At 48.6% G+C, this 23083-nt stretch carries 19 protein-coding genes; 2 read left to right on the top strand and 17 right to left on the bottom strand.

The features are described from left to right. Window positions 1-9: 9 nt before the first annotated feature. Window positions 10-921, top strand: a complete 912-nt coding sequence (locus JFT56_RS12545) for a precorrin-2 dehydrogenase/sirohydrochlorin ferrochelatase family protein (protein ID WP_198780427.1) — start codon at window positions 10-12, stop codon at window positions 919-921. Window positions 922-1025: 104 nt separating this feature from the next. Next, window positions 1026-1571 carry a YaeQ family protein gene (locus tag JFT56_RS12540; RefSeq protein WP_198780426.1) on the top strand — a complete coding sequence of 182 codons (546 nt, stop codon included), beginning with the start codon at window positions 1026-1028 and terminating at the stop codon, window positions 1569-1571. Window positions 1572-1625: 54 nt separating this feature from the next. Here JFT56_RS12540 and JFT56_RS12535 read toward each other — a convergent pair whose 3' ends face one another. The 17 genes from JFT56_RS12535 to JFT56_RS12455 form a co-directional block, all read right to left on the bottom strand. Continuing rightward, a complete protein-coding gene (locus JFT56_RS12535; protein ID WP_198780425.1) occupies window positions 1626-4070 on the bottom strand; it encodes a S8 family serine peptidase in 2445 nt (814 codons plus the stop codon). A 739-nt stretch (window positions 4071-4809) separates the two neighbouring features. Next, window positions 4810-5211 carry a rhodanese-like domain-containing protein gene (locus JFT56_RS12530; RefSeq protein WP_198780424.1) on the bottom strand — a complete coding sequence of 134 codons (402 nt, stop codon included), beginning with the start codon at window positions 5209-5211 and terminating at the stop codon, window positions 4810-4812. A 19-nt stretch (window positions 5212-5230) separates the two neighbouring features. Further along, window positions 5231-5443, bottom strand: coding sequence for a YgaP family membrane protein (locus JFT56_RS12525; RefSeq protein WP_007649432.1), 213 nt, complete (start codon window positions 5441-5443; stop codon window positions 5231-5233). Between the two features lie 42 nt (window positions 5444-5485). Next, window positions 5486-8719, bottom strand: coding sequence for an efflux RND transporter permease subunit (locus tag JFT56_RS12520; protein WP_198780423.1), 3234 nt, complete (start codon window positions 8717-8719; stop codon window positions 5486-5488). A gap of 36 nt (window positions 8720-8755) precedes the next feature. Continuing rightward, window positions 8756-9769, bottom strand: a complete 1014-nt coding sequence (locus JFT56_RS12515; protein WP_198780422.1) for an efflux RND transporter periplasmic adaptor subunit — start codon at window positions 9767-9769, stop codon at window positions 8756-8758. Between the two features lie 164 nt (window positions 9770-9933). Continuing rightward, a complete protein-coding gene (locus tag JFT56_RS12510; RefSeq protein WP_198780421.1) occupies window positions 9934-10650 on the bottom strand; it encodes an SIMPL domain-containing protein in 717 nt (238 codons plus the stop codon). A gap of 111 nt (window positions 10651-10761) precedes the next feature. Next, the gene (locus JFT56_RS12505) at window positions 10762-11148 is read right to left on the bottom strand and encodes a VOC family protein (protein WP_198780420.1); all 387 of its coding nucleotides are present in this window, start codon (window positions 11146-11148) and stop codon (window positions 10762-10764) included. A 101-nt stretch (window positions 11149-11249) separates the two neighbouring features. Further along, a complete protein-coding gene (locus JFT56_RS12500) occupies window positions 11250-12545 on the bottom strand; it encodes an OmpP1/FadL family transporter (RefSeq protein ID WP_198780419.1) in 1296 nt (431 codons plus the stop codon). A gap of 348 nt (window positions 12546-12893) precedes the next feature. After that, on the bottom strand, window positions 12894-14345 hold the full coding sequence (gene putP / locus JFT56_RS12495; protein ID WP_198780418.1) for a sodium/proline symporter PutP: 1452 nt from the start codon (window positions 14343-14345) through the stop codon (window positions 12894-12896). A 157-nt stretch (window positions 14346-14502) separates the two neighbouring features. Continuing rightward, a complete protein-coding gene (locus JFT56_RS12490; RefSeq protein ID WP_198780417.1) occupies window positions 14503-15207 on the bottom strand; it encodes a DUF3379 domain-containing protein in 705 nt (234 codons plus the stop codon). After that, window positions 15200-15763: a sigma-70 family RNA polymerase sigma factor gene (locus tag JFT56_RS12485; RefSeq protein WP_198780416.1), complete on the bottom strand. Its 564-nt coding sequence runs from the start codon at window positions 15761-15763 to the stop codon at window positions 15200-15202. Before JFT56_RS12485 ends, JFT56_RS12490 begins: the two co-directional genes overlap by 8 nt. Window positions 15764-15835: 72 nt before the next feature. Continuing rightward, the gene (locus tag JFT56_RS12480; protein WP_198780415.1) at window positions 15836-17494 is read right to left on the bottom strand and encodes a BatD family protein; all 1659 of its coding nucleotides are present in this window, start codon (window positions 17492-17494) and stop codon (window positions 15836-15838) included. Beyond that, a complete protein-coding gene (locus JFT56_RS12475; protein WP_198780414.1) occupies window positions 17488-19518 on the bottom strand; it encodes a VWA domain-containing protein in 2031 nt (676 codons plus the stop codon). Before JFT56_RS12475 ends, JFT56_RS12480 begins: the two co-directional genes overlap by 7 nt. Beyond that, window positions 19518-20531, bottom strand: coding sequence for a vWA domain-containing protein (locus JFT56_RS12470; RefSeq protein WP_198780413.1), 1014 nt, complete (start codon window positions 20529-20531; stop codon window positions 19518-19520). The genes JFT56_RS12475 and JFT56_RS12470 overlap by 1 nt, the downstream gene beginning before the upstream one ends. Continuing rightward, the gene (locus JFT56_RS12465; protein WP_198780412.1) at window positions 20525-21136 is read right to left on the bottom strand and encodes a DUF4381 domain-containing protein; all 612 of its coding nucleotides are present in this window, start codon (window positions 21134-21136) and stop codon (window positions 20525-20527) included. Before JFT56_RS12465 ends, JFT56_RS12470 begins: the two co-directional genes overlap by 7 nt. A 2-nt stretch (window positions 21137-21138) precedes the next feature. Next, window positions 21139-22092: a DUF58 domain-containing protein gene (locus JFT56_RS12460; protein ID WP_198780411.1), complete on the bottom strand. Its 954-nt coding sequence runs from the start codon at window positions 22090-22092 to the stop codon at window positions 21139-21141. 24 nt (window positions 22093-22116) lie between these two features. Then, entirely contained in the window at window positions 22117-23073 is a 957-nt protein-coding gene (locus JFT56_RS12455) for an AAA family ATPase (RefSeq protein WP_028761051.1), read from the bottom strand. Window positions 23074-23083: the final 10 nt, after the last annotated feature.

Genomic DNA, 23083 nt, shown 5'->3' with positions numbered 1-23083 from the left:
ATCCCATTAATGCAATATTTCCCCTTGTTTATCGATACCGTTAATCTCAATGTGTTGCTCGTTGGGGCGGGAGACGTCGCCAGCCGTAAGCTCGCACTATTGACGCGAACCGAGGCGAATATCCATGTGATCGCGCCGCAAGTGAATGCCGAAGTACGGCATTATGCCGATGCGGGCCGCATTTTGTTATCCGTGCGGGAAGTGGTCCACGCCGATATTCAAAATTACGATCTAGTGTATCTTGCCACCGCAAACGATGACCTCAATGCCGAGTTGGCGACCCTAGCCACTGCGCGGGGAATTTGGGTGAATGCGGTTGATAATCCTGCCTTTTGCCGCTTTATCACTCCCTCTATTGTCGATCGTGGCCGCTTAGTGGTGGCGATCAGTACCGCGGGTGCCGCGCCAGTATTTGCCCGCACTATTCGCTCTCGTTTAGAGGCCAGCCTGCCGCAATCCCTTAAACCTTTGTTTGATTTTGTCGCCGATAGACGCGTTGAAGTGCAAGATAAACTCGATTCTACCTCTAAGCGTCGCTTATTTTGGGAGCGTTTTTTCGATACCAATGGCGACCGTTTCGATAACCGTACCTTAGAGCATTACCAGAATGCCTTTGATAGCCTAGTGAGTCGCGGTGAGATCCTGTTGCTCGACGAGTCGACCCAAGTGGATTTATTGCCACTTGCGGCTATGCCCTTATTGCAACGTCTCGATTGCATTTATAGTCAGAATAAATTGAGTACAGAACTCACTGAGATGGTGCGCCGGGATGCCAATCGCGCTGAATTGCCCGCCCTTAGCGAAGTGAGCAAGGCGTATGAGCAGGGGATGCGTTTGTTACTGGTAGCCGATACGCCCAAAATTAATCAGTTAAAAGCCCATTTTCCAATGGCCAAACATTTACGCCCCGGCGCGATTTAAATTCTATTTCATTGGGCATAGCCTATTGTTCGTTTGAGCTGAGGGCGAGTCTGGGGTAGACTCGCAGCCTTATTTCAGGCATACCTCAGCATTCAGGATTTACTATGGCCCTCAAAGCGACCGTATTTAAGGTCAACCTTCAGATCGCCGATATGGACCGTGGTTATTACCAAGATCACCAATTGACACTGGCCCAGCATCCATCTGAAACCGATGGCCGCATGATGGTGCGTTTACTCGCTTTTATTATCAATGCCAGCGCCACCTTAGCGTTCAGTAAAGGTCTGTGCGTCGATGATGAGCCCGAACTTTGGGACAAGGCCTTATCCGGTGAAATTGATCTTTGGGTTGAGTTTGGTCAAGCAGATGAAAAATGGCTTAGAAAGGCCAGTGGCCGCGCTAAAGCAGTACAACTCTTCGCCTATGGCGGCCGTAGTGTGCCCATTTGGTGGAAGCAGAATCAGCAAGCATTAGAGCGCTATCAAAATCTTAAGGTGTGGAATATTGCCGAAGAGTCTGTGTCCGCAATGGAGGCACTGGTTAGCCGCACTATGGCGCTGCAGGTGTCTATCAGTGAAGGGCAAATCTGGCTTTCGGATAATAACAACAGCGTGTTGGTTGAACCCGAAATTCTCAAAGATATTCAATAACACATCCTATAAAAAGAGCCTGCAATTGCAGGCTCTGATCTTTTCAGTGAAAGATTATTGGAATTTCAGTTCCCAGCTATCGATATAGCCTATGTCACTACGACCACTGTCTACGGCTTTTAACATCCATACACCGCTTGACTCAACACCCGTCATATCAACGGTATAGCTCTTGTTGATATTGTCAGCACTACCACCACTATTGCTGTGCAGAGTGGCGATTTGACCCGTTGGACTGACTAACTGCACTTTTAAGTCACCTATGTAAGGGTGAACTATGTTCACTACCGCAGTCACAGTGCCAGAATTACCAGTGCGAGTGACGGTAATTGGGCTAGTGATCCCTGTTGTTTTGTTGTCAGGGATATTGTAGTTGTCAGCGTTGATATAGTCGGTTGGTGTCGTTGGCGGTGTGCCACCGCCAGTTGATGGGGTGTAACTTGCCGTTAATGACACGCCACTAAAGGCCGAATAACCTTTCACCATGGCGTAGTAAGTGCCTGATTGTAAGTTGGTGATAGGGCAAGACTCGCTATTGCCACTTTTATATGGACGGCAATCGTAGTTCGAGGTTGTTGGCGCTGCGCCATATTGCACATACAGGTCTGCATCACCTGTGCCGCCGTTCATCACAAAACCTAAGTTTGTCGCACCCTGTGGTACGTCAAAGGAGAAGTGCAGTTCTTCACTCGCTGCGCCAGTTAAGCCCGTTTTAGCGACACCGTTAACCAGCACACCGTCGGTAGGTGTTGGGTCGACAGGATCGGTTGGACCATCACAAGAGGCATCTAAGAAGGTTTTCGCGGCAACGGCATTGACTAAACCGTAACCATAGTAATTGTCACGACCCGCAGTACCGAGATCTTCTGCAGTCATTTTCAATGCGTTACGGACTTGCGCCGCACTACACTCTGGGTGATAGCTCCACACTAAGGTGGCAACACCAGACACGTGTGGCGTCGCCATTGAAGTGCCGTTGTAGTACTCGTAATCTTTATTGCCTTGATTACTCACAGTGACACTGGCACCAATTTGATTACGCAGTGCTAAACCGGTTGCGCGATCCACAGATACCGACACTAAATTGGCTTCGTTGTTGGCATCGACAAGGAAGGGGTTTTGTAGGCCCGGTAATGCCAGGTTACTGTAAACAATCACCGCACTGGCGCCCGCATTTTTACAGGCCTTCACAGCGTTAATTTCAGGGTAGCTAGTGCCTTGATTACCCACACGTTCGACTAAACAGACTTTGTTGGTCATGCTGCCGCAATTGAAGCTAGTGCCACTAACTGTACATTCCGCCAGTGTAGCTGTGGTCGTACCGTTGAATGGTGCGGGCACATAGTTGCCGCCCGATGAAATGAGGCGATTATGCGGCACGACACCTGAATCAAAGTAAGACTGACCACCGATAGTGATATCGGCTAAACGGCCTTCGCCACGGGTCACTGTGGATAGGATGGCTTCACCTGGGCCAGATATTTCCACTTGGTTGGTGTATTGGGAGAACGCTGAGTGGTCTTTATGGTTATCCACAGAGGCGACAGACATCACGCCATCGTAGGATGCTGGATAGCTGTGAGTGCTGTCACCTGCGTTACCCGCAGCGGCAATCAAGAGCACGCCATTATTATAGTGGGCAGCCAGAGCGTTGCGCTCTGTGGTGCTTGAACCCGAACCGCCTAAACTCATAGTGACAACATTGGCGCCGTTGGCAACGCAAGTGTCTACCGCGGCGACTAAGGATGAAGAATAACCCCAGCCCGCTTCGTTAAATACTTTCACCACATGAATATTGGCATTTTGATTTGGCATGACGCCGATCACGCCATCATCATTGGCAATCGCCGCAATCGTGCCCGCAACGTGGGTTCCGTGGGCGTTGTTATTGCCAGGCTCAAACCAGTTACCTGTGCCTGAGTTATTGGTGCCTGTGACATTGTTGCCACTCAACTCGCTGTGGCCACGGTCGTAGCCTGAATCGATAATACAGATAGTACGGTTACCCGCTTGGCTATCGCTTAGCTGAGTCGCACCGACAAAGGTTTGACCCCAAGGCGTGCTCTCACTGAGTAAGCGGCGTGGCATGTCTTCTTCAACGTATTCCACATCGGCACGGGACTTTAACGCTTTAATGCCCTTGGCATCGAGTTTGACCGAGTAGCTGTTACTGCGGCCAATACGCTTCATTTCTTTTGCTTGAACTTTATTGAGCACACTATGCTGCGCACTGACTTCTGCCGCCTGTGGTTGATAATTCATCGAGGTAGAGAGTGCATTTGCTTGTGTGTCATCGGTTGCTTGCAGATTGTCAGTAGACATTACTGCCGCACCGGCGTTTTTAAATTTAACTATGTAGCGTTTTGGCAGGGGAGAGGTCTGTGCCTGCATCGCTGCAGCAAAACCGGGCGCTTGGGGCGCTGCTTGTACTCCGGCTGAGATTGCAATAGCTAAGCTTGAAAGGCTTAACGCTATTTTTGCGGTTCTGTTGATTGTCATGTATTTCTTCCATGGTCAATTTAGTGTTAATCATTATTATTTTGTGTTTTTAAAGAATAACTACGACTTAGACGTTACTCGGTTAGTGAATTTATCTTCGGATGTGGGTGTTGTAAATTAATTGTTAACGGTATAGTGGTTGGTAAATTTTGGTGATTTTTAAGCGGTAAAATAGAATAAAAATTCAATTTGTAACAAACTGTAACGAATTTGATGCTTAAATGCTGTTTTTTTATGTGGAAAAGATGAATAAATTAAAGCGAATTTATCCAAATTTCTAATACCAAAGGCTGAAGTTGTTTTGTTTATCTTTTTGAAATTTATGTATATATTTTTTTGGAATTAAAAATATTAATTTATAATATTTAATCTTAAGTATTGTAATGAATTTTTCTCAAGTGATTGATTATGCGAAAATGTTGCAAGGCGCTGTCAATGGGGTGGCAGTTGCCAATTCGTTGACGATCTTTAGCCGCTGACGATAAGCCACTGACACAAATTGCTGAGATGTTCCTTGAAGTGGGTATTTAAGGCAGTGAATAAGGTGAGGCGTGACTGATAAGGAGGATGCAGAGTGTTATCTGGCGTTTTGCTTCATTTAGGCAATAAAAAAGCGCCATAGGGCGCTTTTTGCGGGTAAAGCTTGAATTATTCTGGCGGAGTGAAAGTGCGAAGCGATTTATAGCGATTCTTTATGCCCCACATCCCACTCCAAACCAGAATTCATTCGGTGACCTTCTTACTTAGCGGGCGTTTTTTGCGCCTCGATTAAGCTTTGATAGCCGCCAGCATTGTGGGTTTGAGTGTACCCAGCGGCGACGAGGGCCTCTATTGCTATACCGCTTCGGCGACCACTGCGGCAATATAAGACGACTGGCGCATCTTTGGCTATACCACGCTTGGCAAATTCCTCTGCGACTTGCTCGAAGGGAATATTCACCGCATTGGTTAAATGACCTTCGGCGAATTCTTCGGGCGTTCTGACATCGACGACCATAGCACCGGCGGCAATTTTATCCCAGGCGATTGCAGCATCTTGCTCGGCGGCATTTGCCATCGTTGGCACGAGTACCAGTGATAGCAGGCAAAACAGGGCAAGGTGCAGCACTCTTTGACCGCGTGACAGTACATTGTGGATCACTTTATCTCTCCTTGAAGGATTAACTTTGTTTTGCAATCTCAGCTTCTGATTTTATTCCCAATTTACGTAAAACCATGGCGGCGGGACAGAAGCCAGTGAATGCGCTCTGGAATAGGTTAGCGCCAACAAAGGCCGTTAACCAGACAAAGTTATGATGTACTAAGGCGGTTAACACCAAAGACAGTAACACCATAAATCCTGCAAAAGCCATAATACTGCGTTCTAAAGACATACCTTGCTCCTTGAGGCAGCGCTATGGCTGCCAATGTAGTGATTAATTGGACGGTTGAGTTAAGCTTATGCGGTTTTTCATGGCCGCGTAATACAGCACTGGGATCACGACTAAGGTCAGCAGCGTCGAGATAAAAATCCCGAAAATTAGGCTGATCGCAAGCCCATTGAAAATCGGATCATCGAGAATAAACAGGGCACCTATCATGGCCGCTAAAGCGGTGAGCATAATGGGTTTTGCCCGCACGGCACCCGAGTGGATTACCGCCCGTTCAAAGGGCACGCCGGATGCGGTTTCTTGATTGATAAAGTCCACTAATAATATTGAGTTACGCACAATGATCCCCGCTAACGCTATCATGCCTATCATAGACGTCGCAGTGAACTGGGCTCCGAGTAGGGCATGCCCTGGCATGACACCAATCACAGTCAGTGGAATGGGGGCCATGATAATAAGCGGCACCAGATAGGATCTAAACTGTGCTACGACCAATAAATAAATCGCAATCATGCCAACGGCATAGGCGATACCCATATCCCTAAAGGTTTCGTAGGTGATCTTCCATTCGCCATCCCAGAGCACGGCGACTGAGTCTAGCCCTGTGGGTTGATGGATATAATGCTGATCAAATCCTAAACCATCGGCGCCATCGATTTTTCCCGCCATATCGAACATGCCGTAGAGTGGGCTATCCAGAGGCCCTGACATGTCGGCGACGACCATGACCATAGGGATCATATTTTTATGGATAATAGGGGCATCTATCTTGCCGCGCTTAATAGTCACTAGCTCAGAGACTGGCACAGATTGCCCGGTTTGGCTTTGCAGTTTTAGGTTTAGTACTTGTTCTAAATCGACCTTAGCACCTTCCTTAAGTTGTAAGCGAATGGGTACGGGTTGCTTCTGTTGGACTTGATGTAAATAGCTCACATCTTTGCCACCAACCGAGGTCGCGATCAAATCGACAATATTGCTGTAGGGTACGGCCATCAGGCTGGCTTTACTGCGATCTATCATCACTTGCCATTTTTGTTGTGCTGCGGGCAAGAAGATATCGATATCGACCACATCTTTGGTCTCGTGAAATAGCGCTTGCATTTCATAGGCCGCTTGCTCACGGATAGCCGGGCTTGGACCATAGACTTCGGCGACTATGGGGGACCAAACGGGTGGGCCTGGGGGCACTTCAACCACTTTAATATTGGCTCGATATTGGGCGCCAATATGTTGTAGATCTTCCCTAACCGACAGGGCAATGCTGTGGCTATCACGGTTCCTATGCTTTTTATCCACTAGATTGACCTGAATATCACCCAGTTCCTGACTGTTACGCAGGAAGTAATGGCGCACTAAGCCGTTAAAGTTCATCGGCGCATTGGTGCCCGCATAGAGTTGCAGATGCTCGACCTCGGGCACTGTCGCCAGATAACGGCTTAAATCCTGTAGCACTCTTTGTGTCTGTTCGACGGGGGTACCCTCAGGCATATCCACCATCACTTGGAATTCCGACTTGTTATCGAAGGGCAGCATTTTAAGCACCACAAGCTGGCCTACGGGCAGGGCAACGGCGATACCTATTAACACAAATACCCCTGCGGCCAAACCGACTCTGGCCTTACGGGCATTCTTACCCAGTAGGAAGGGGCCGATTAAATGGTTAAAGAGGCGCACCATCTTGCTTTCTGCCTCATCGGTTTGCACCGTATGAGTGTCATTATGGGACTCATGTTTCAACAGTTTGCGACTCAGCCATGGCGTAACGATAAAGGCGACGGCGAGGGAAATGAGCATACCCATACTGGCATTAATGGGAATTGGGCTCATATAGGGGCCCATTAAGCCGGATACGAAAGCCATAGGTAGTAAAGCCGCGATAACGGTAAAGGTGGCTAAAATGGTGGGGCCACCCACTTCATCGACGGCCACGGGGATAAGCTCGCTGAAGGATTCTTTGCCAAGGGCCATGTGTCTGTGGATGTTTTCTACCACGACTATGGCATCGTCGACCAAGATACCGATGGAGAAAATCAGAGCGAAAAGTGACACGCGGTTTAAGGTGAATCCCCAGGCCCAAGAGGCAAAGAGGGTGATGGCCAGCGTGATGATAATCGCCACGCCAACGACTAAGGATTCGCGGGCTCCCATGGTGAAGAAGACCAGCACTACTACGGCAGTCGTGGCAAAAATTAACTTTAACATCAATGTATTGGATTTATCTGCCGCAGTTTCGCCGTAATTGCGCGATACAGTGACTTCCACATTGTCAGGAATGAGCACATTGTCGACCTGTGCCATACGCTCGCGCACGGCATCGGCAATATCGACGGCGTTTTGCCCCGGCTGTTTACCGATAGCGATAGTGACAGCGGGGTAAATATCGGTTTTATCGGCGTGCCAGACGCTCTTCTTCGGAATATCACTCTTTAAACTGATATCGGCAATATCCGCTAAATAAACCGGAATCGTGTTACCGCTTTTATCCTGTGAAATACTGACAACCAGTTGCTTGATATCATCGATAGACTGCAGAAATTGCCCGGCTTGGACTTTAATTTCCTGATTACCCTGCACCAGAGATGCGGGCATTGAAATGTGGTTATTGTCGTTAAGGCTTTGTCTTAGCTTGTCATAGGTGAGATTGAAGCTGTTCATTTTGGCGGGATCGATCCGCACATTCGCCACCATCTCATGTTGGCCAAGGGTGTAGATCTCGCGCGAGCCGGGAATACGTTTCAGTTCGGTCTCTAAACCCAGTGCAACGTGGGTAAGCTGCTCGGCCGAAACCTTCTGGTCCTTTGACCATAAGGTTAAGCTGACAATCGGGACATCATCTATGCCGCGCGGCTTAATCAAGGGTTCGCCAACCCCCGCGCCTAGGGGCAGTTTATCCATATTGGAATAAATCTGATTATACAAGCTGACAATGGCATCATTTCGAGCGACACCCACCTCGAAGATGACGATAATCAGCGCGCCATCGGGTTGGGAAAACGAATAGAGTGTATCTATCCCTTTGATTTCGGAGATCACTTGCTCCGCAGGTAGAGTCACTAAATTTTCCACCTCCGCGGGGCTCGCGCCGGGAAATGGAATAAACACGTCGGCGAAGGTGACGTCAATCTGCGGTTCTTCTTCCTTTGGCGTCACAAGAATGGCAAATAGCCCCAGTAGCAACCCGAGTAGGGCGAGCAGCGGGGTGATAGCACTGTTTTGGAAGGCCGCGGCAATTCGGCCCGAAATCCCAAGTGTGTTCTGTGGTACAGGATCATGTTTCATAAAACAACCTCGACAAAGCTTGCGTCGCTTAGGAATTTATTGCTTTTTATTGAGCAACACTTGATAAGCATCCATGGCTACAGTGTCACCGGACTTCAGTCCCGCAAGCACTTCTACTTCCCCATTTAAGGGTTCACCGACGCGCACTTGAGTAAGCACAAAGGCTTCACCCTGTTTTAGGTAAACACTGCTGAGTTCATTCATAGTGATCAACGCCGACACGGGAAGTTGAATTTTTTCCCGCTCGCCATTTTTAAACAGGGCCTTCGCCCATGTGCCGGGTTGCAGGTTGGCTTCATTCTCTGGCAGATTAATCCGCACTTGATAGCTGTGGCTGACGGGATCGGCGAAGCTAAAAATGGTGAGATCCCTTGAGGTTAGCTCACGGCCGTCATTTAAACGGACAATAAATTCAGGGGCGTTCTTGAGTTGATTGATATAGCGTTGGGGCACTTGGGTGATTGCGCGCATTTGATTCGCCGAAAATCCCGAGAGCAAAGGTTGTCCTGGGCTGACGGTTTCACCTAACTCTACAAATCGCTCTGTGACTATGCCGCTAAAGGGGGCGGATACAACAGTGTATTTTAAGGATTCCGTTGCCTTGATAACCCGGGCCTGTGCTGCGCTGACGGCTTGCTCAGTCGCCTTGGCATTAGCGGTCGCTTCATCCATAGCGCCCTTAGAAATCGCGCCTTGGGGGAAAAGCTCTTTATAGCGCTTGTACTGGGCTTGAGATTCGACATTCAGGGCTCTGGCTTTGGCCAGATCGGCCTCAAAACTTGCTAACTCGGCGCCTTGCTCTTTGCTGGTGATCTCCAGTAGCGCGGCGCCCTCGGGGACGATATCGTTAACATCGTAGTTGAGTTTGACAATGCGACCAGAGGTTTGCGCCGATACAGTCGCCGCTTTTACCGCCTCAATAGTGGCATCTAACGTCACCCAGTTTGCATAGGGTTTGCTCATTACTTCAATCGTTTCTAGTGAAGTTGCTTGTACTTGCACACCAGAAAACGCGAGTAAAACCAAAAGAACACGAGGTATTGTAGCCATACTAAACCATCCCAAATACAATTTATGAGTAAATTCTAATGGAGTTGTTTTCAATAGGCAATTAATATTTATTAGAAAAAATTAATGTAATCGATTTCACTAATATAGGAATAGGGCAGACCAATACCTTATTCCTATCGTTTCAGTGGTTTCCGATTAAGCCTTTAGTCATTTAAATAATAGGTGAGCGTGGAAACAATGCGAATTTGTTTGATGTAGGGCGTGCTGCTATCACGGTCGGAAATCGTAAATTGACCTTGGCTGGCGCTTTTGATCTTACCTAGGCGTGAGTCTGAATCCTTGGCAAATTTTTCAGCAACCTCGCGGGCATTCTGGGTGGCTTCTTGTACCATCACAGGTTTTACACTGTTAAGGTCTGTGAACAAAAACTCGGTGCGATTATCGTAGTCTTGGCTGGCGATGGCGATACCTTCTTTCACAAGATTAATCATTTGTTTACGTGAAACGAGCATCAGATCTATTTGGTTGGTATAGACGGATAAATTCACTTTGGCCGAATAGCGGTATCTGACATTCGGGTCGACATAACCCTGGGCCTGGCGGTCCTCAATCGAGGGAAGGGAAACGGTAATTTCACTGTCGCTAAAGCCTTGTTCCTTTAAAAACGCCACGACGCGATCGGTTTTTTGCTGCACAGTTTCATAGAGCTTTGGCAGATTATTATCCACCTCAGTAAAGTTAATCGGCCAAATGGCCACATTGGCTTTCACCTCTTTCTCGGCTAAGCCCTTGACTGTCACTGTGCGTTCCATGGCTTTCATTTGCAGTAGGGCAGAGCTGGTACTTTGCCCTAGATAAACGAGTCCAGCGCATAAAAAACCGCCCAACAACAGGGCGGGAAACAAGTTATTTTTTTCCATAATACAATCTCTTGGTTAGATAACTGAGCTAACCATACCTAATAAGCGTGGGAGATGCACTGGGTTTTATAGCTGTGCCACTTAAGCTGAAAACACTCTGTAAAGGTGAGCTTAGTTTTCCGGTGGGATGGCGCAGGGTTGCCATAGTTCGACTTTATTGCCATCGGGGTCGATAAACCAGCCAAAGCGGCCAAATTCAGAGTCTTCGATGGTGCCGATAAGCTGGCCCCCGCCTTGGCTAACTTGGGCGAGTGCTTGTGCTAGATCATCAACAACGAAGTTGAACATAAAGCTCTTATCGGTCGGTGAAAAATAGTCGGTGCTGTGGGCGAAGGGAGTCCAAACATGGTAGCCGGGGGTCGATTTGTCATTGTGGTAAAATGCCGCGCCGCCCCAATCCTCTATCGGTACTTGAAGGTGGGTTTTATACCAAGTTGCCAAGGCAATGGGATCTACACTTTTAAAAAAAATTCCACCGAGTCCAATGACTTTAGCCATAGCCGTTGCCGCATTAAGGGGAGCATGGATTAACTTTAGGCAATAAATGCTTAAGATACAAAAAAGCCGCAATAATGCGGCTTTTTTGGTGGATGAACGGCTTAGAACTGGTAGCTGTATTGCATTGAATAGTACATGCCGCTTGATTCGGTTATCGCATTGACAGGGCCTGTGATAGCGCTGTTTTCGATCAAGTGAACTTCTTCACCTTTAATATATGCAATACCAAAGTCAACCGTGTTTTGTGGGTTGATATGATAGCTCATACCTGCAGTGTACCAGTTACGGTCAGAGTCTGGGAATGAAATAGAGCTGATTTCGTCGACAACGCCTTGGTCATGCATATAACCGGCACGGACAGTGAATTGCTCGTTGATAGTATAAGTACCACCCAAGCTGAATAACCATGAATCTTTCCATTGGTATTCTTTCAGTGCAATATCACCTACGGCTTGAGTTACTCCGACAGCTGCAATTGTGGCTGTACCATCTTTAGCTGTGATTTGGTCGAAGTTGCCCCACTGGGTGTACTGCGCAGTGTAATGCAGAGCAAACTTAGGGGTGAGCTGATGGAAGCCAGCAACTTGGAAAATATCGGCTAGCGGTACATCTAAACTATCAAAACGAGTCTCAACCGGAACAGTACCCACACCAGGTATGGTTGTCATCGAGACAGTATTAATATCACCTTCAACATTGACTGTTGGGCTGAAACGGTAGCTGATACCGAAACGGTTATCTTTATCTAGCTCAACAGTGGCGCCCACGATACCGCCAAATGCCCAGCCATCGGCATCCACATCAACAAGTGGAACAGTGCCCATATTACGGGTTAAACGGCCTTCACCGTAGATGGCATCAACACCCGCACCGATACTGAACATATCGTTAATGCGGTATGACACGCTGGCGTTAAAGTTGACAGTGGTCACTTCGGTTTCGCCAAGCAGATCATAGGGAGCTGGTGAACCTGCGGGTAAATTCTTAGAAAGTGAGCTTGCGTCTGTTCCCGTACCAAAGTTAGAGAATGCCGCAAAACCCACGGCGAATTTATCGTCGATTGGGTGGATGTAGAAAATATTAGGGATAATTTTAGACGAACCTGCATCGTCTATGCTGCCTAAATCAACCGCGCCGCCGGCAAAGTTCACATCTTTTACATCAACGGTAATATCGGCATAAGTTAAACCGAAGGAGATCGCATCTTTATCGAATAATGCCATTGCTGCTGGGTTACGGGATAACACAGAAGCGTTATCTGCAATAACTGCATCACCGGCAAAAGCACGGCCCATGCCTGTGGCTGATTGGCTGTTTAATTGGAAGCCTGAAGCGAATGTTTGTGTACTCGCCAGTGCCACGGAAACGGCAATAAGTGTCTTGTTGAATGTTTTCATTATTATTCTCTCTATTTATAAGTATCGGATTTTGTCTGGCCCTAGTGCCCAGAAATGCTGAAACCCTTTTATAGTCTCGGCAATCTTAGGGATTGGCTGTAACCTCAACAAGTCCGACCAGATGTAAATAATGTTAAATTTCAGTTAATTAAAGTCGAGTTAAACAGGTGTCATACATTAGTGTGATTGAATGGTCTGGCCAGATGCCCGGTACTAAAGGTTTTTAATGGTCGGAGGAGTTTTAATTTTAGTTAACAGTTTGTGACTGCTGACTTGCGGATAAAAAGATACAAAATGTAAAAAGCGTACAGCTGTACGCTTTTTACGGTCTTAATTAAAAGGAGTGGCTTATAACGTGGATTTGAATTGCTCAAATTCTGCGGTGATTTTGGCATCGGGGGCAGAGAATTTACTGACGATCACCCCTGCGAGGATCGCAAACACAAAGCCTGGAAGTATTTCGTATAAGTCGAAAATCCCCCCGGTTAATTGCTTCCAAATCACCACAGTTAATGCGCCGACAATGATAGTGGCGATAGCGCCATTGCGACTGTATTGTTTCCAAAACAGGGATAGCAGAACCACTGGGCCAAAGGCGGCGCCAAAACCTGCCCAAGCATAGCTCACTAGGCTGAGCACGCTGCTTTCGGGATTAAGGGCGATCACGCCTGCAATGACCGCAATGGCCAGTACGCCCAAACGGCCCACCATCATTAATTCACGATCGTCCGCCTTTGGGCGTAACCACTTGCGGTAAAAATCTTCAGTAATCACGCTTGAGCAAACTAATAGTTGTGAATCGATGGTACTCATAATCGCCGATAAAATGGCGGCGATGAGTAGTCCGCCTATCCAAGGGTTGAATGCGGCTTGGGCTAAATGGATAAACACAGTTTCAGGGTTAGATAGCGGTTCATTGGCAAAATACAGTGAGCCAGCCAGTCCCGTAGCAAGAGCGCCGAGTAATGACAGTATCATCCAGCTCATAGCGATACGGCGTGATAAGGGCAGGGCATCGGCGCTGCCAATGGCCATAAAACGCGACAAAATATGTGGCTGACCAAAATATCCCAGCCCCCAAGCGAGTAAGGACAGCATGCCAATGACGGTGGTTTTGTCATTGATGAGTGTCAACATGGCGGGATCGAGAGATTCGATGCCCGCATGGCTCTCTGGGTTGGAGAAAATGGCGAAGGGAATAATCAGCAAGGCGATTAACATTAAACAGCCTTGAAAGAAATCGGTCCAACTTACCGCAAAAAAACCACCGATAAAGGTATAACCAACAATGATGGCCGAGCCAATCACTAGGGCAGAGGTGTAATCGAGCCCAAAGACTTTCTCAAATAATATTGCGCCGCCCACCATGCCGGAGGATGCATAGAAAGTGAAGAAAACTAAAATAGTCACGGCGGAAACCAGCTTCAAATAACCTTGGTTATCGTGGAACCGTTTCTCGAAAAAATCGGGTAGGGTAAGGGCGTTGTCTGCTAATTGGGTATAAATACGCAGGCGTTTGGCAACAAATAGCCAGTTAAGCCAAGCACCAAAAATTAGCCCTATGCCGATCCAAGCTTCCCCTAAACCGCCTAAATAGACGGCGCCGGGTAAACCCAGTAATAACCAGCCGGACATATCGGATGCACCCACGCTCAGTGCGGTAACGGCGGGGCCCATTTTACGGCCACCTAAAATATAGTCATCTACAGTATCTGTGGCGCGGTAAGCCCAAAAACCTATGGCCATCATCAGAACTAAATAACCAACAAATGTGATTAAAATCGGGGTTTCAATCGTCATCTTGCCTTTTCCCATCTTTTTATTACTAAAAGTGGCAAGCATGCTACCAGATGTTTGAGCAAGAGCCCATTAGCGGATAAAAATGTGATCAAAATCTGACCTGCGATAGTGTGTAAATATCGAAGGCCGATTTAAAAATCATTTAGATAATATAAGGTTAAATAAAGGTATTCTGGATTTCTTCTTTTACAAAGCGAAGATCGGCTTGATCCTCTGCTACCAGTAAAATAAAGGCATCTGCGGTTTCAAACCCCATGCCTTGATATTTAGTGTCGGCAAAGGTTTGGTTTAGCACCATACGTTTCTCGAGAGGCACAATAAAAAGCGTCACTTTGCCTTGCTCGCCTTGCAGCACTAAATGCAGGCTTTTAACCCCTTGAAAATCACAGTAAGAGGTGAAATACACTTTGCCCGGCTGCTCAATAAACTTGGCATGGCCGAGATTTTTCAGAGAGGTGAGCTGGGCATTGACCTGACTAAAACTGACGTTTTGGTCAAGATGTAAGGCCATATCTTCATGGTAGACATGGGCCAGCGCATGCTCGGCTAAATCGACTGGGCCTAAACGCAGTAGGCTAAAACTCACGCCGATCACAAAGGCAATGGAGGCCGCCATTGCAACCAAAAAGCCCGTTTGGCGGCGCTGTTTATGGTGCTGTTGTAACTGTTGGCGCAAAATCAGCTTATCGGCGAGGTCCTCTGGTACATCGACTTTCAGTGCGCTCGTCAGCTTAGCATCTAAATTTTTGAGTTCATTCACTAATACCTGATATTCACCCTTCTCCTGCATTTGTTGGAGAAACTCGAGATCTTGATTATGAGGATCTTCATAGGCTTGGCGTCTAAATTTAAGCTCATCCATTGGATTGACCTCTCACCTCATTTTTTTCAAGTAATTCTTTCAATTGGCTCCTCGCCCGAAATAAACGCGTCATAACGGTATTGCGATTGAGTTCCATCAGTTCTGCTATTTCATCGCCACTAAAGCCACCAATCAGCTGGAGCAAGAGCGGCTCGCGGTATTCAATATCGAGCTTGGCGATTTGCCTGCGGATCAGATATTGCTCGGTCTGCTCTTCACTGCTATTGGAGATATTGTCTTCCAGGGTATCTTGCTCAACGTCGGCATAATCGAACTGTTTACGTTCGAACCGCCGGGCATTTTCACGCCTAAGAATGGTGATAAGCCATGCCTTCGCCGCTTTATCATCCTTGAGGGAATCCAAAGAGCGCCACGCCCGCAAGAAGGTTTCTTGGGTAATGTCTTCAGCCACGTGTTTATCGCCGCATAACCAATAGGCGTAGCGGAAGATATCGGCATGCAGCGCCTTAACTAGGCTGTTGTATCGTCGTTGTTTGCTCAGCATGTCAGAAGAGACCGCAGGCTCGACGGATTTATTACGCCAGTGAGCAAACATTTTTATACTTTTGGCATTTTAGCTTGATATTCAACATCTTTTAGCTCGCTTATTCTTAGTTAATTCGGCTAATTATCTCGGATTGAGTGGGCTTAAGGACAAATGTGTATTGCTTGATGGCCGCTTGTCATAGGTTTTGACAGCGGCAAGTAAAGCACTGATAGCCACTTTTAAATCTGTCGATTGGTTTGCTTCGGCCTGAGCACCATAGGCGGATTGCTGCAACTGGCTAATGGCCTGTGATAGTGCCGGTGAAAGCGATGCAATTTTATTTAAGGTCATGGCGCTACCGTGCATTTGGCTAAAGTATTGCTGTAACTGCTGCAAAATATCGCTGGCTTGACCTTGGGCGCAGGCCTGCTCCAATCCCCTTAACCCTGAGACGGTGGCAACCTCCGGTTGGTCATGGTGAATAAGCGCTTGAGGGTTGCGGGCGCGGCGCCAGGCAATCAATGTGATCACCCAAAGGATCAACGTCACCAGCCACAGGGCCGCAAAAACCTTGGTTAACCAAGTTCCACCGAACTCGGCCCCTGAGTTCGCTTGCCATGCTGGTGCTGTTGGCGCCACTGGGCTTACACCACCTTTGACTATGATAGTGCGAGCAGGCAAGGTTGCCGTTTCTTGGCGCTTGAGGCGCGGATTCCACCAAGGCACTTTGACTTCGGGCAGGGTAAAAGTACCTGCCTTGCTCGCCACTATCGCCGAAGTGATACTGTACTGGGAGATCACTTGGGCATCGCGTACAAAGGTTTGCCGTTGGGGTTTTTCGGGGTAGGACTTAAGCTCATTGGGCAGAGTTTGCACTATATCTGGCAGACTGTTTTCATCGGCATTGGAGGCCAAGAGCGTAATAGTGCGAGTGATAGGGCTACCGACGGTAAACTCGTTAATATCTTCAGGAAAACTCTCCTTTAGGGCGACCAAATCTGCGACTAGCCACTGGCCTTGGAAGCTCTCCGGTGGTGGATTGATCTGCACTGTCAAGGAGGGGGCACCCGCTTGCATAGGGCGACTCTCGTTAAAACCAAACATACCGCCGCGGCGTTGGGATTCGACCAGAACATCACCGGAGAAGGTGGCGCCTTTAATATTCACTTGGCCGGGTAAGTCGGGAATGATGCCGTAGGTGCGTTCAATCACGCGGTAGCGGCGACCATCGACAATCTCGGAACCATCTTTATCCTCGCCAATTTGCTTAATTTGTGCACCTTCAACCACGGGCGCATTTAACACGCCCCGTTGTAACTCTACCGCTAAATAGAGCTTTACCTTGTAGGTGATAAGCTGTCCGACATAGGCCTCATCGGTTGAGACTTTAGCATCGATAAACAAGTTATTGGCTTGCATCGGCTGGCTGCCACTCTCAACCACTTTTAGCGGAATTTCAGCGGAACTGATCCCATCGATACTAAAGGAGGGAATTGTCAATTGTCCCTTTTGTTTTGGGGCGAGCAACACTTGCCAGCGGGTTTCTTTAACCGCATCGAAGTTCATGATCTGGGTGCTGCGACTGACACTGGTGCGTCCAACGATGAAATCTTTGAGTAGAATCGAGGTATCCAGTTTTCCCGTATCCAGTTCATCGTCTGCGCTGATATTCAGCACAAAGTATTCCCCTTCCATCACAGGGTTGCGATCGACCGATGCCTCTAATTTTGTGATGGCATAGGCAGGACTCAAAGCTCCGATTACGAGGAGTAGGAGGATAAAAAAATATTTTTTTACCACTGTTCGTTATCCCTTGATATTTGGCCATTTTGACGGCGTTTTTGATATTCGAGTTGCATTTTATTGCGCAGTAACACTTGGGGATCCTCACTTACGCCCCGAAGCGCCCGCTGCATTTGTGCGGGAAGCGGTGAGCTTTCGGGCGGTGGCGCTTCGATGGATTCACTCATAGCCGCCTCTTGTTTATCTTGCGCATTTTGCTCTTGTGCTTCCTTGGCGCCAGCGCTTTGCTTTTCCTCTTCTGCTGACTTTTGCTCCTTTGCATCGGCTTTAGCCTGCGCTTGCATTTTAGCGTCATTATCTACAGCTGAATCGTCTAGGGACTCATTTTCCTTCGCATCCTGCTGATTTTGGGCATTACCATTTTGCTTATCTTGATCAGACTGTTGCTCATCCACTTTTTGCTCAGGACTGGCATTATCCTGCTGATCCTTAGGTTCAGCTTGAGACTCTTGCTCGGCTTGATCTTGCTTATTTTGCTGAGCGCTATCTTGGTCAGATTGCTGTTTATCCTGCGATTTTTGGTCACCTGATTGTTGGTCGTCAGACTGTTGGTTGCCTGAATCGGGATCAACGGATTGCTGATCCCCTTGTTCGCCTTGGTTTTTATCCTGCTGATTTTTATCGCCCTGTTGATTTTGCTGTTCTTTTTGCTGCTCTTTTTGCTGTTGTAATAGTTTTTCGGCGAGTTCAAGGTTAGCCTTGGCCGCAGGGAAATCAGCTTGTTTCTCAAGCGAGGCTTGATAGCGCTCCTTGGCCTCAGCGGGTTTACCGAGTTGCATCAAGGCATTGCCTTGATTGTAGAGGCCTTGGGCTGAGCTATCTTGCTCGAAGGTTTTTAGCGCTTGCGCAAAATCTCCGGCTTTGTATTGGGCGCTGCCACGCCACTGGAGCGACTCAAACTGCTTAGCGGCGCTGGTATAATCTTGGGATTGATAGGCCTGCATCGCTTGTTGGTCTGCGGTATTCCACAAATCCTCCCACACACTGGCTTGGGCGGGTTGAGGTGCTGCCGTGAGCAGTAAGCCGCCTGCAAGAGTGGCAAATCCAACACTGGCCACAATGCCTTGCCTAAAGCTGAAGAGGGCGGGGAGCAGTAATAATAGTGCGAGGTAAGGGCCGAGGTCCTGCCAGGTTTCACCGTCAAGATCTGTGGCTTTGGCATCAGATGTATCACTAAGCCACTGCTGGAGTTGGCGGAGATCCTCTCCATAGGTACTATATTGAATTAATACACCTTTATTGTTTTCAGCCAGCTTATTCAAAAGACCGAAGTCCGTTTTAGCCACCACAACCTCGTTACTGCTATCCCGTTGCAATTGACCGTCGGGTAACCGAATAGGCGCGCCCTCGCGGGTGCCAAAGCCAATAATGGCGAGGCGATATTCTGTCCCATTGAGCACTGAGTTGGCGGCGTCAAATTGTGCCGGCGAGATCCCATCTGTCATTAGGATAATATCACCGCGAATATGGCCGCCTTGGGCAAGCAGACTTTTTGCTTGGGTGAGCGCCGCGGCGAGATTTGAGCCTAATACGGGCATAATCTCTGGGCTTAAGGTCGGCAATAAATTGAGCAATGTGCCAGTATCGCGGGTTAATGGGCTGATAGTAAAAGCATCCCCCGCAAAGGCGATAAGGCCGGTTTCACCTTCTTTGAGCGCTCGCAGCAGATCCGTTGCCCTAAATTTGGCTTGGGTTAACCGATTCGGCGCAAGATCGGTGGCGAACATAGATACGGACATGTCCATCACCAGTACGCGGCCTTGCTCGGCGGCAAAGACGGGCAAAGATTGCTTATTCAGCGCAGGGCCCGCTAGGGCTAAAGTGGCAATCAGCCAGCTAAATGCCAATAAATGCAAAGGACGGCGGGATTTTTTAGCGCCTTGGGTCACTAACATCTTGGCTAAGTGCGGTGCAATATAACGATTCCACGCGCTATGGCTTTGGTGTTGACGAGCCAGTAGCCACAGGACTAAAGCAAGTGGCACTAAGGCTAATAGCCATTCTGGACGGATAAAATGCATTAATTCTCCCTCCGTGATCTCGTTAAATTAGGTCGTTTACCCCAGGTTGCAAAGAGGGGTAATTGGCCAAGTGCAATCCAAAGGCTAGTTAATAATGCGAGCGCGAGTGGCCAATAGAACAAATCCACCTGTGGACGATAGCTTAACTGGTCGCGACTCACAGGTTCGAGTTTATCGATTTCTTGGTAAATCTGGTCTAGCTCTTGGCTATTGCGGGCGCGAAAATAGCGGCCATGGGTGACATCGGCGATATGTGTTAGCTGTTTTTCATCCAGATCCATTGAAGGATTAACCCGCTCGCGGCCAAAGAGGGTGCGGCGCTCCATCACATCGGCGCCTACACCGACGGTATAAATGGTGACTTTACGATTAGCGGCAATCTCGGCCGCCTGCTCGGGTTCGATATTGCCTGCGTTGTTGGAACCATCGGTCAATAAAATCAACACTCTATTACTTTCTTCCATTTTATCGAAGCGTTTTACCGCCAGTGCTATGGCTTCACCTATGGCGGTTTGCTTACCGACTAAACCAATTTGCGCTTCCTTTAAAAATTGCGCCACCGAACGTCTATCTTGGGTGAGCGGCGCCTGTAAATAGGCGTGATCTGCAAAGAGAATTAAACCGATACGATCACCCTTGCGGCGCTCGATAAAGTCACTGACGACGTGCTGAATCAAGGTGAAACGGTCGACGGTTTTGCCATTCACCACCATGTCTTCAATCTGCATACTGCCGGATAAATCTACCGCCATCATCAAATCGCGCCCTTGGCTTGGCAGTTCGATAGGCTCCCCAAGCCATTGTGGACGGGCGATAGCGAGCACTAACAGGCTCCACATCAACCAGTAGCGTTTGCGACTCTGGCGCGTGTTGGCCGCGAAGCTTTGCTTGCCCGTTTGGCTTATTCCGGGTAATTGCAGCCGGCCGCCATCGACTTGTACGGTTTGTTGGCGCCAAAAAATCAAAGGTAAAGGCAATAATATCAATAGCCAAGGCCAGGCAATGGTTAACATTGTGCCTCCGCTTGTTGGGTATCCGTTGGCTGGATTGGCCCATGAGTTTTAGGCGTTTGAGCATGAGTCGGTTCAGGCGCACTCAGTTTTGCTTTCGATGCCAACCAAGCCTGTGTGAGTTGATGCAATTCATTGGCTTCAGCTAAGGTCAATGGCGTTGCCTGATGGCGTTTGGCTAATAAGGGGCCGATATGTTGGCGTTTATGCTCGGGTAAATAGCTGTCTAACCAAGCCGCCCAAGCTTCGCCATCTAAGGAGGCTATTGCTTCTCTGCTGAGGTAACTCATGGCGGTGCGCTTTAATAGGCTGTTGACGTCAGAGGCATAGGACGTCGCTTGTCTATCGAGCTGATTGAGTAACTGTTTAGCGGCTTTTTTCGGCGCAAAGTCACGGGCGCGTTTTCTTAGCCAGATAACTAAGAGTGTGATGAGGGCAATCACAAGTGCTAAAACCAGCCAATAACCGATTGCCCAAGGCCAAGCGCCGATCGGATCGGGATGAATAATATCCTGCAGTTGTGCAAGGGCTGGGTTTGACGCCGTAGAAGGCATAGGTACTGCTGCCTGTGGATTTGCTATTTCTGAATTCACTGTTGCTGGATCCATAGTTAACGCAATAATTCCAATTGGTGGGCTAGGGGAGCACCCGCATCTATGAGCTGGGTGCGTACGCGCAGTTGCTGCATCATGGCGATAAAGTCCTTTTGCTGACGCAACTGAATGTCGAGCCAAGCCTGATAACTGTGGCGGGTAAGCACTAAGTCCTCATCCCCATCCTGTACCGGCAAATTAAAGTTGTGCGGTAACGGCAGTGTACCTTGACGCAGAGGATCGGTAATAAGATAGGCACCCACATCGCAATGACGCTTAAGCTCGGTGAGAGGCGCGATACATTGGGGACTAAAATGGCTGCCATCTGTCACTATCCAAACTAAGGAGCCGGGTTTGGCGATACGTTGTAATCGCTGACAGGCACGCAGGATATGGTCAGGATCGCGCTGGCCAGTGCCAACATGATTGAGCTGATTTTCGTGCACACGGCGCAGGCCTGAGATCAATTGCAATATGCCCTGACGACGGCTGCGGGGTTTGAGCTCTAAATGCTCAGATTCGCAGGCGATCAAGGCGCCGAGCCGATCGCCATGGTTAATCGCATTCCAACCTAAGGTGGTCGCAAGGTGTCCTGCTTGCACCGATTGCAGCAATAAACTCGAACCAAAATAGAGGCTTTGGCTCAAGTCGATTAACAATAAAATAGGGCGCTCACGTTCTTCGACAAATAACTTAGTGTGAGTTGTGCCCGTACGAGCGGTAACGCGCCAATCAATGGTGCGCACATCGTCGCCCTGTTGGTAGTGGCGCACCTCGGCAAACTCCATACCGCGGCCTTTGATTAAGCTGCTGCGATGGCCCGCTAAATTAGCGCGGGCACGGCTATAACGCTCAGGCATAGCTCGGGCGATATTTTGGCACGCCAGCAGCTCTTGCTCGGTTAAATGCAAGCCATCGGCAAAAAGCGGCAAGCCATCGACCGAGGCTGAGAGTCGCGCTGTGTCACTCATCTTATTTCACCTTTATCTTCACCGTTAAGGTACTGCAACTTGACTTAAGATGTGGTTGATCACGTGATCGCGGCTGACACCTTCGGCCTGTGCTTGGTAGCTGAGTAGGAGTCTATGGCGTAATACATTTGGCGCGACGGCTTGAATGTCTTCCGGTGAAACAAAGTCTCGCTCGTGCAGCCAAGCACGGGCGCGGGCGCAGCGTTCTAATGAAATGGTTGCGCGCGGGCTGACGCCGTACTCAAGCCACTTAGCTAAGTCTTCGCTGTAACGTAAAGGCTCACGGGTCGCCATCACGATTTCGACTATGTACTTTTCGAGCGGCTCGGCAAGATAGATTTCCATGGCTTCGTCACGGGCGGCAAACACATCCGCCTGAGCAATCGGCTCAGTGGTTGGCAATTCGTGGGTCAGTGCTTCTTTGCGGGATTGACGCAGAATTTCGATTTCAGTCTCACCGCTTGGGTAATCAAGGTTTAAGTGCATCAGAAAACGGTCAAGCTGTGCTTCGGGCAGCGGATACGTGCCTTCGTTCTCTAATGGATTTTGGGTTGCCATCACTAAAAACAGCGGTGGAAGCTTATAGCTGTGCTTACCAACGGTGACTTGACCTTCGGCCATGGCTTCTAGCAGCGCAGATTGTACCTTGGCGGGGGCGCGGTTAATTTCGTCCGCCAAGATTAAATTGTGGAAAATCGGCCCCGCTTCAAATTCGAAGGTGCCAGTCTGCGAGCGATAGATATCTGTGCCAGTTAAGTCGGCGGGCAGCAGATCCGGGGTAAATTGAATACGGTGAAAATCCCCCTCAACTCCGTCACATAAGGCTTTTACTGCACGTGTCTTGGCCAGTCCCGGTGGGCCTTCAACTAATAAGTGGCCATTGGCAATTAAGGCAATGAGCAGATTTTCGGTCAATACTGGCTGCCCTAAAACAACCTTATTTAGGTAAGTGCGTAGTGCGTGGAAGCGACTCAAAGGCATGATGCTACTC

Source organism: Shewanella putrefaciens, from assembly GCF_016406305.1.
Classification (GTDB): Bacteria; Pseudomonadota; Gammaproteobacteria; order Enterobacterales; family Shewanellaceae; genus Shewanella; species Shewanella putrefaciens_C.
Note: the sequence above shows the minus strand (reverse complement) of the source record. Positions and strands in the feature narration are given on the sequence as shown.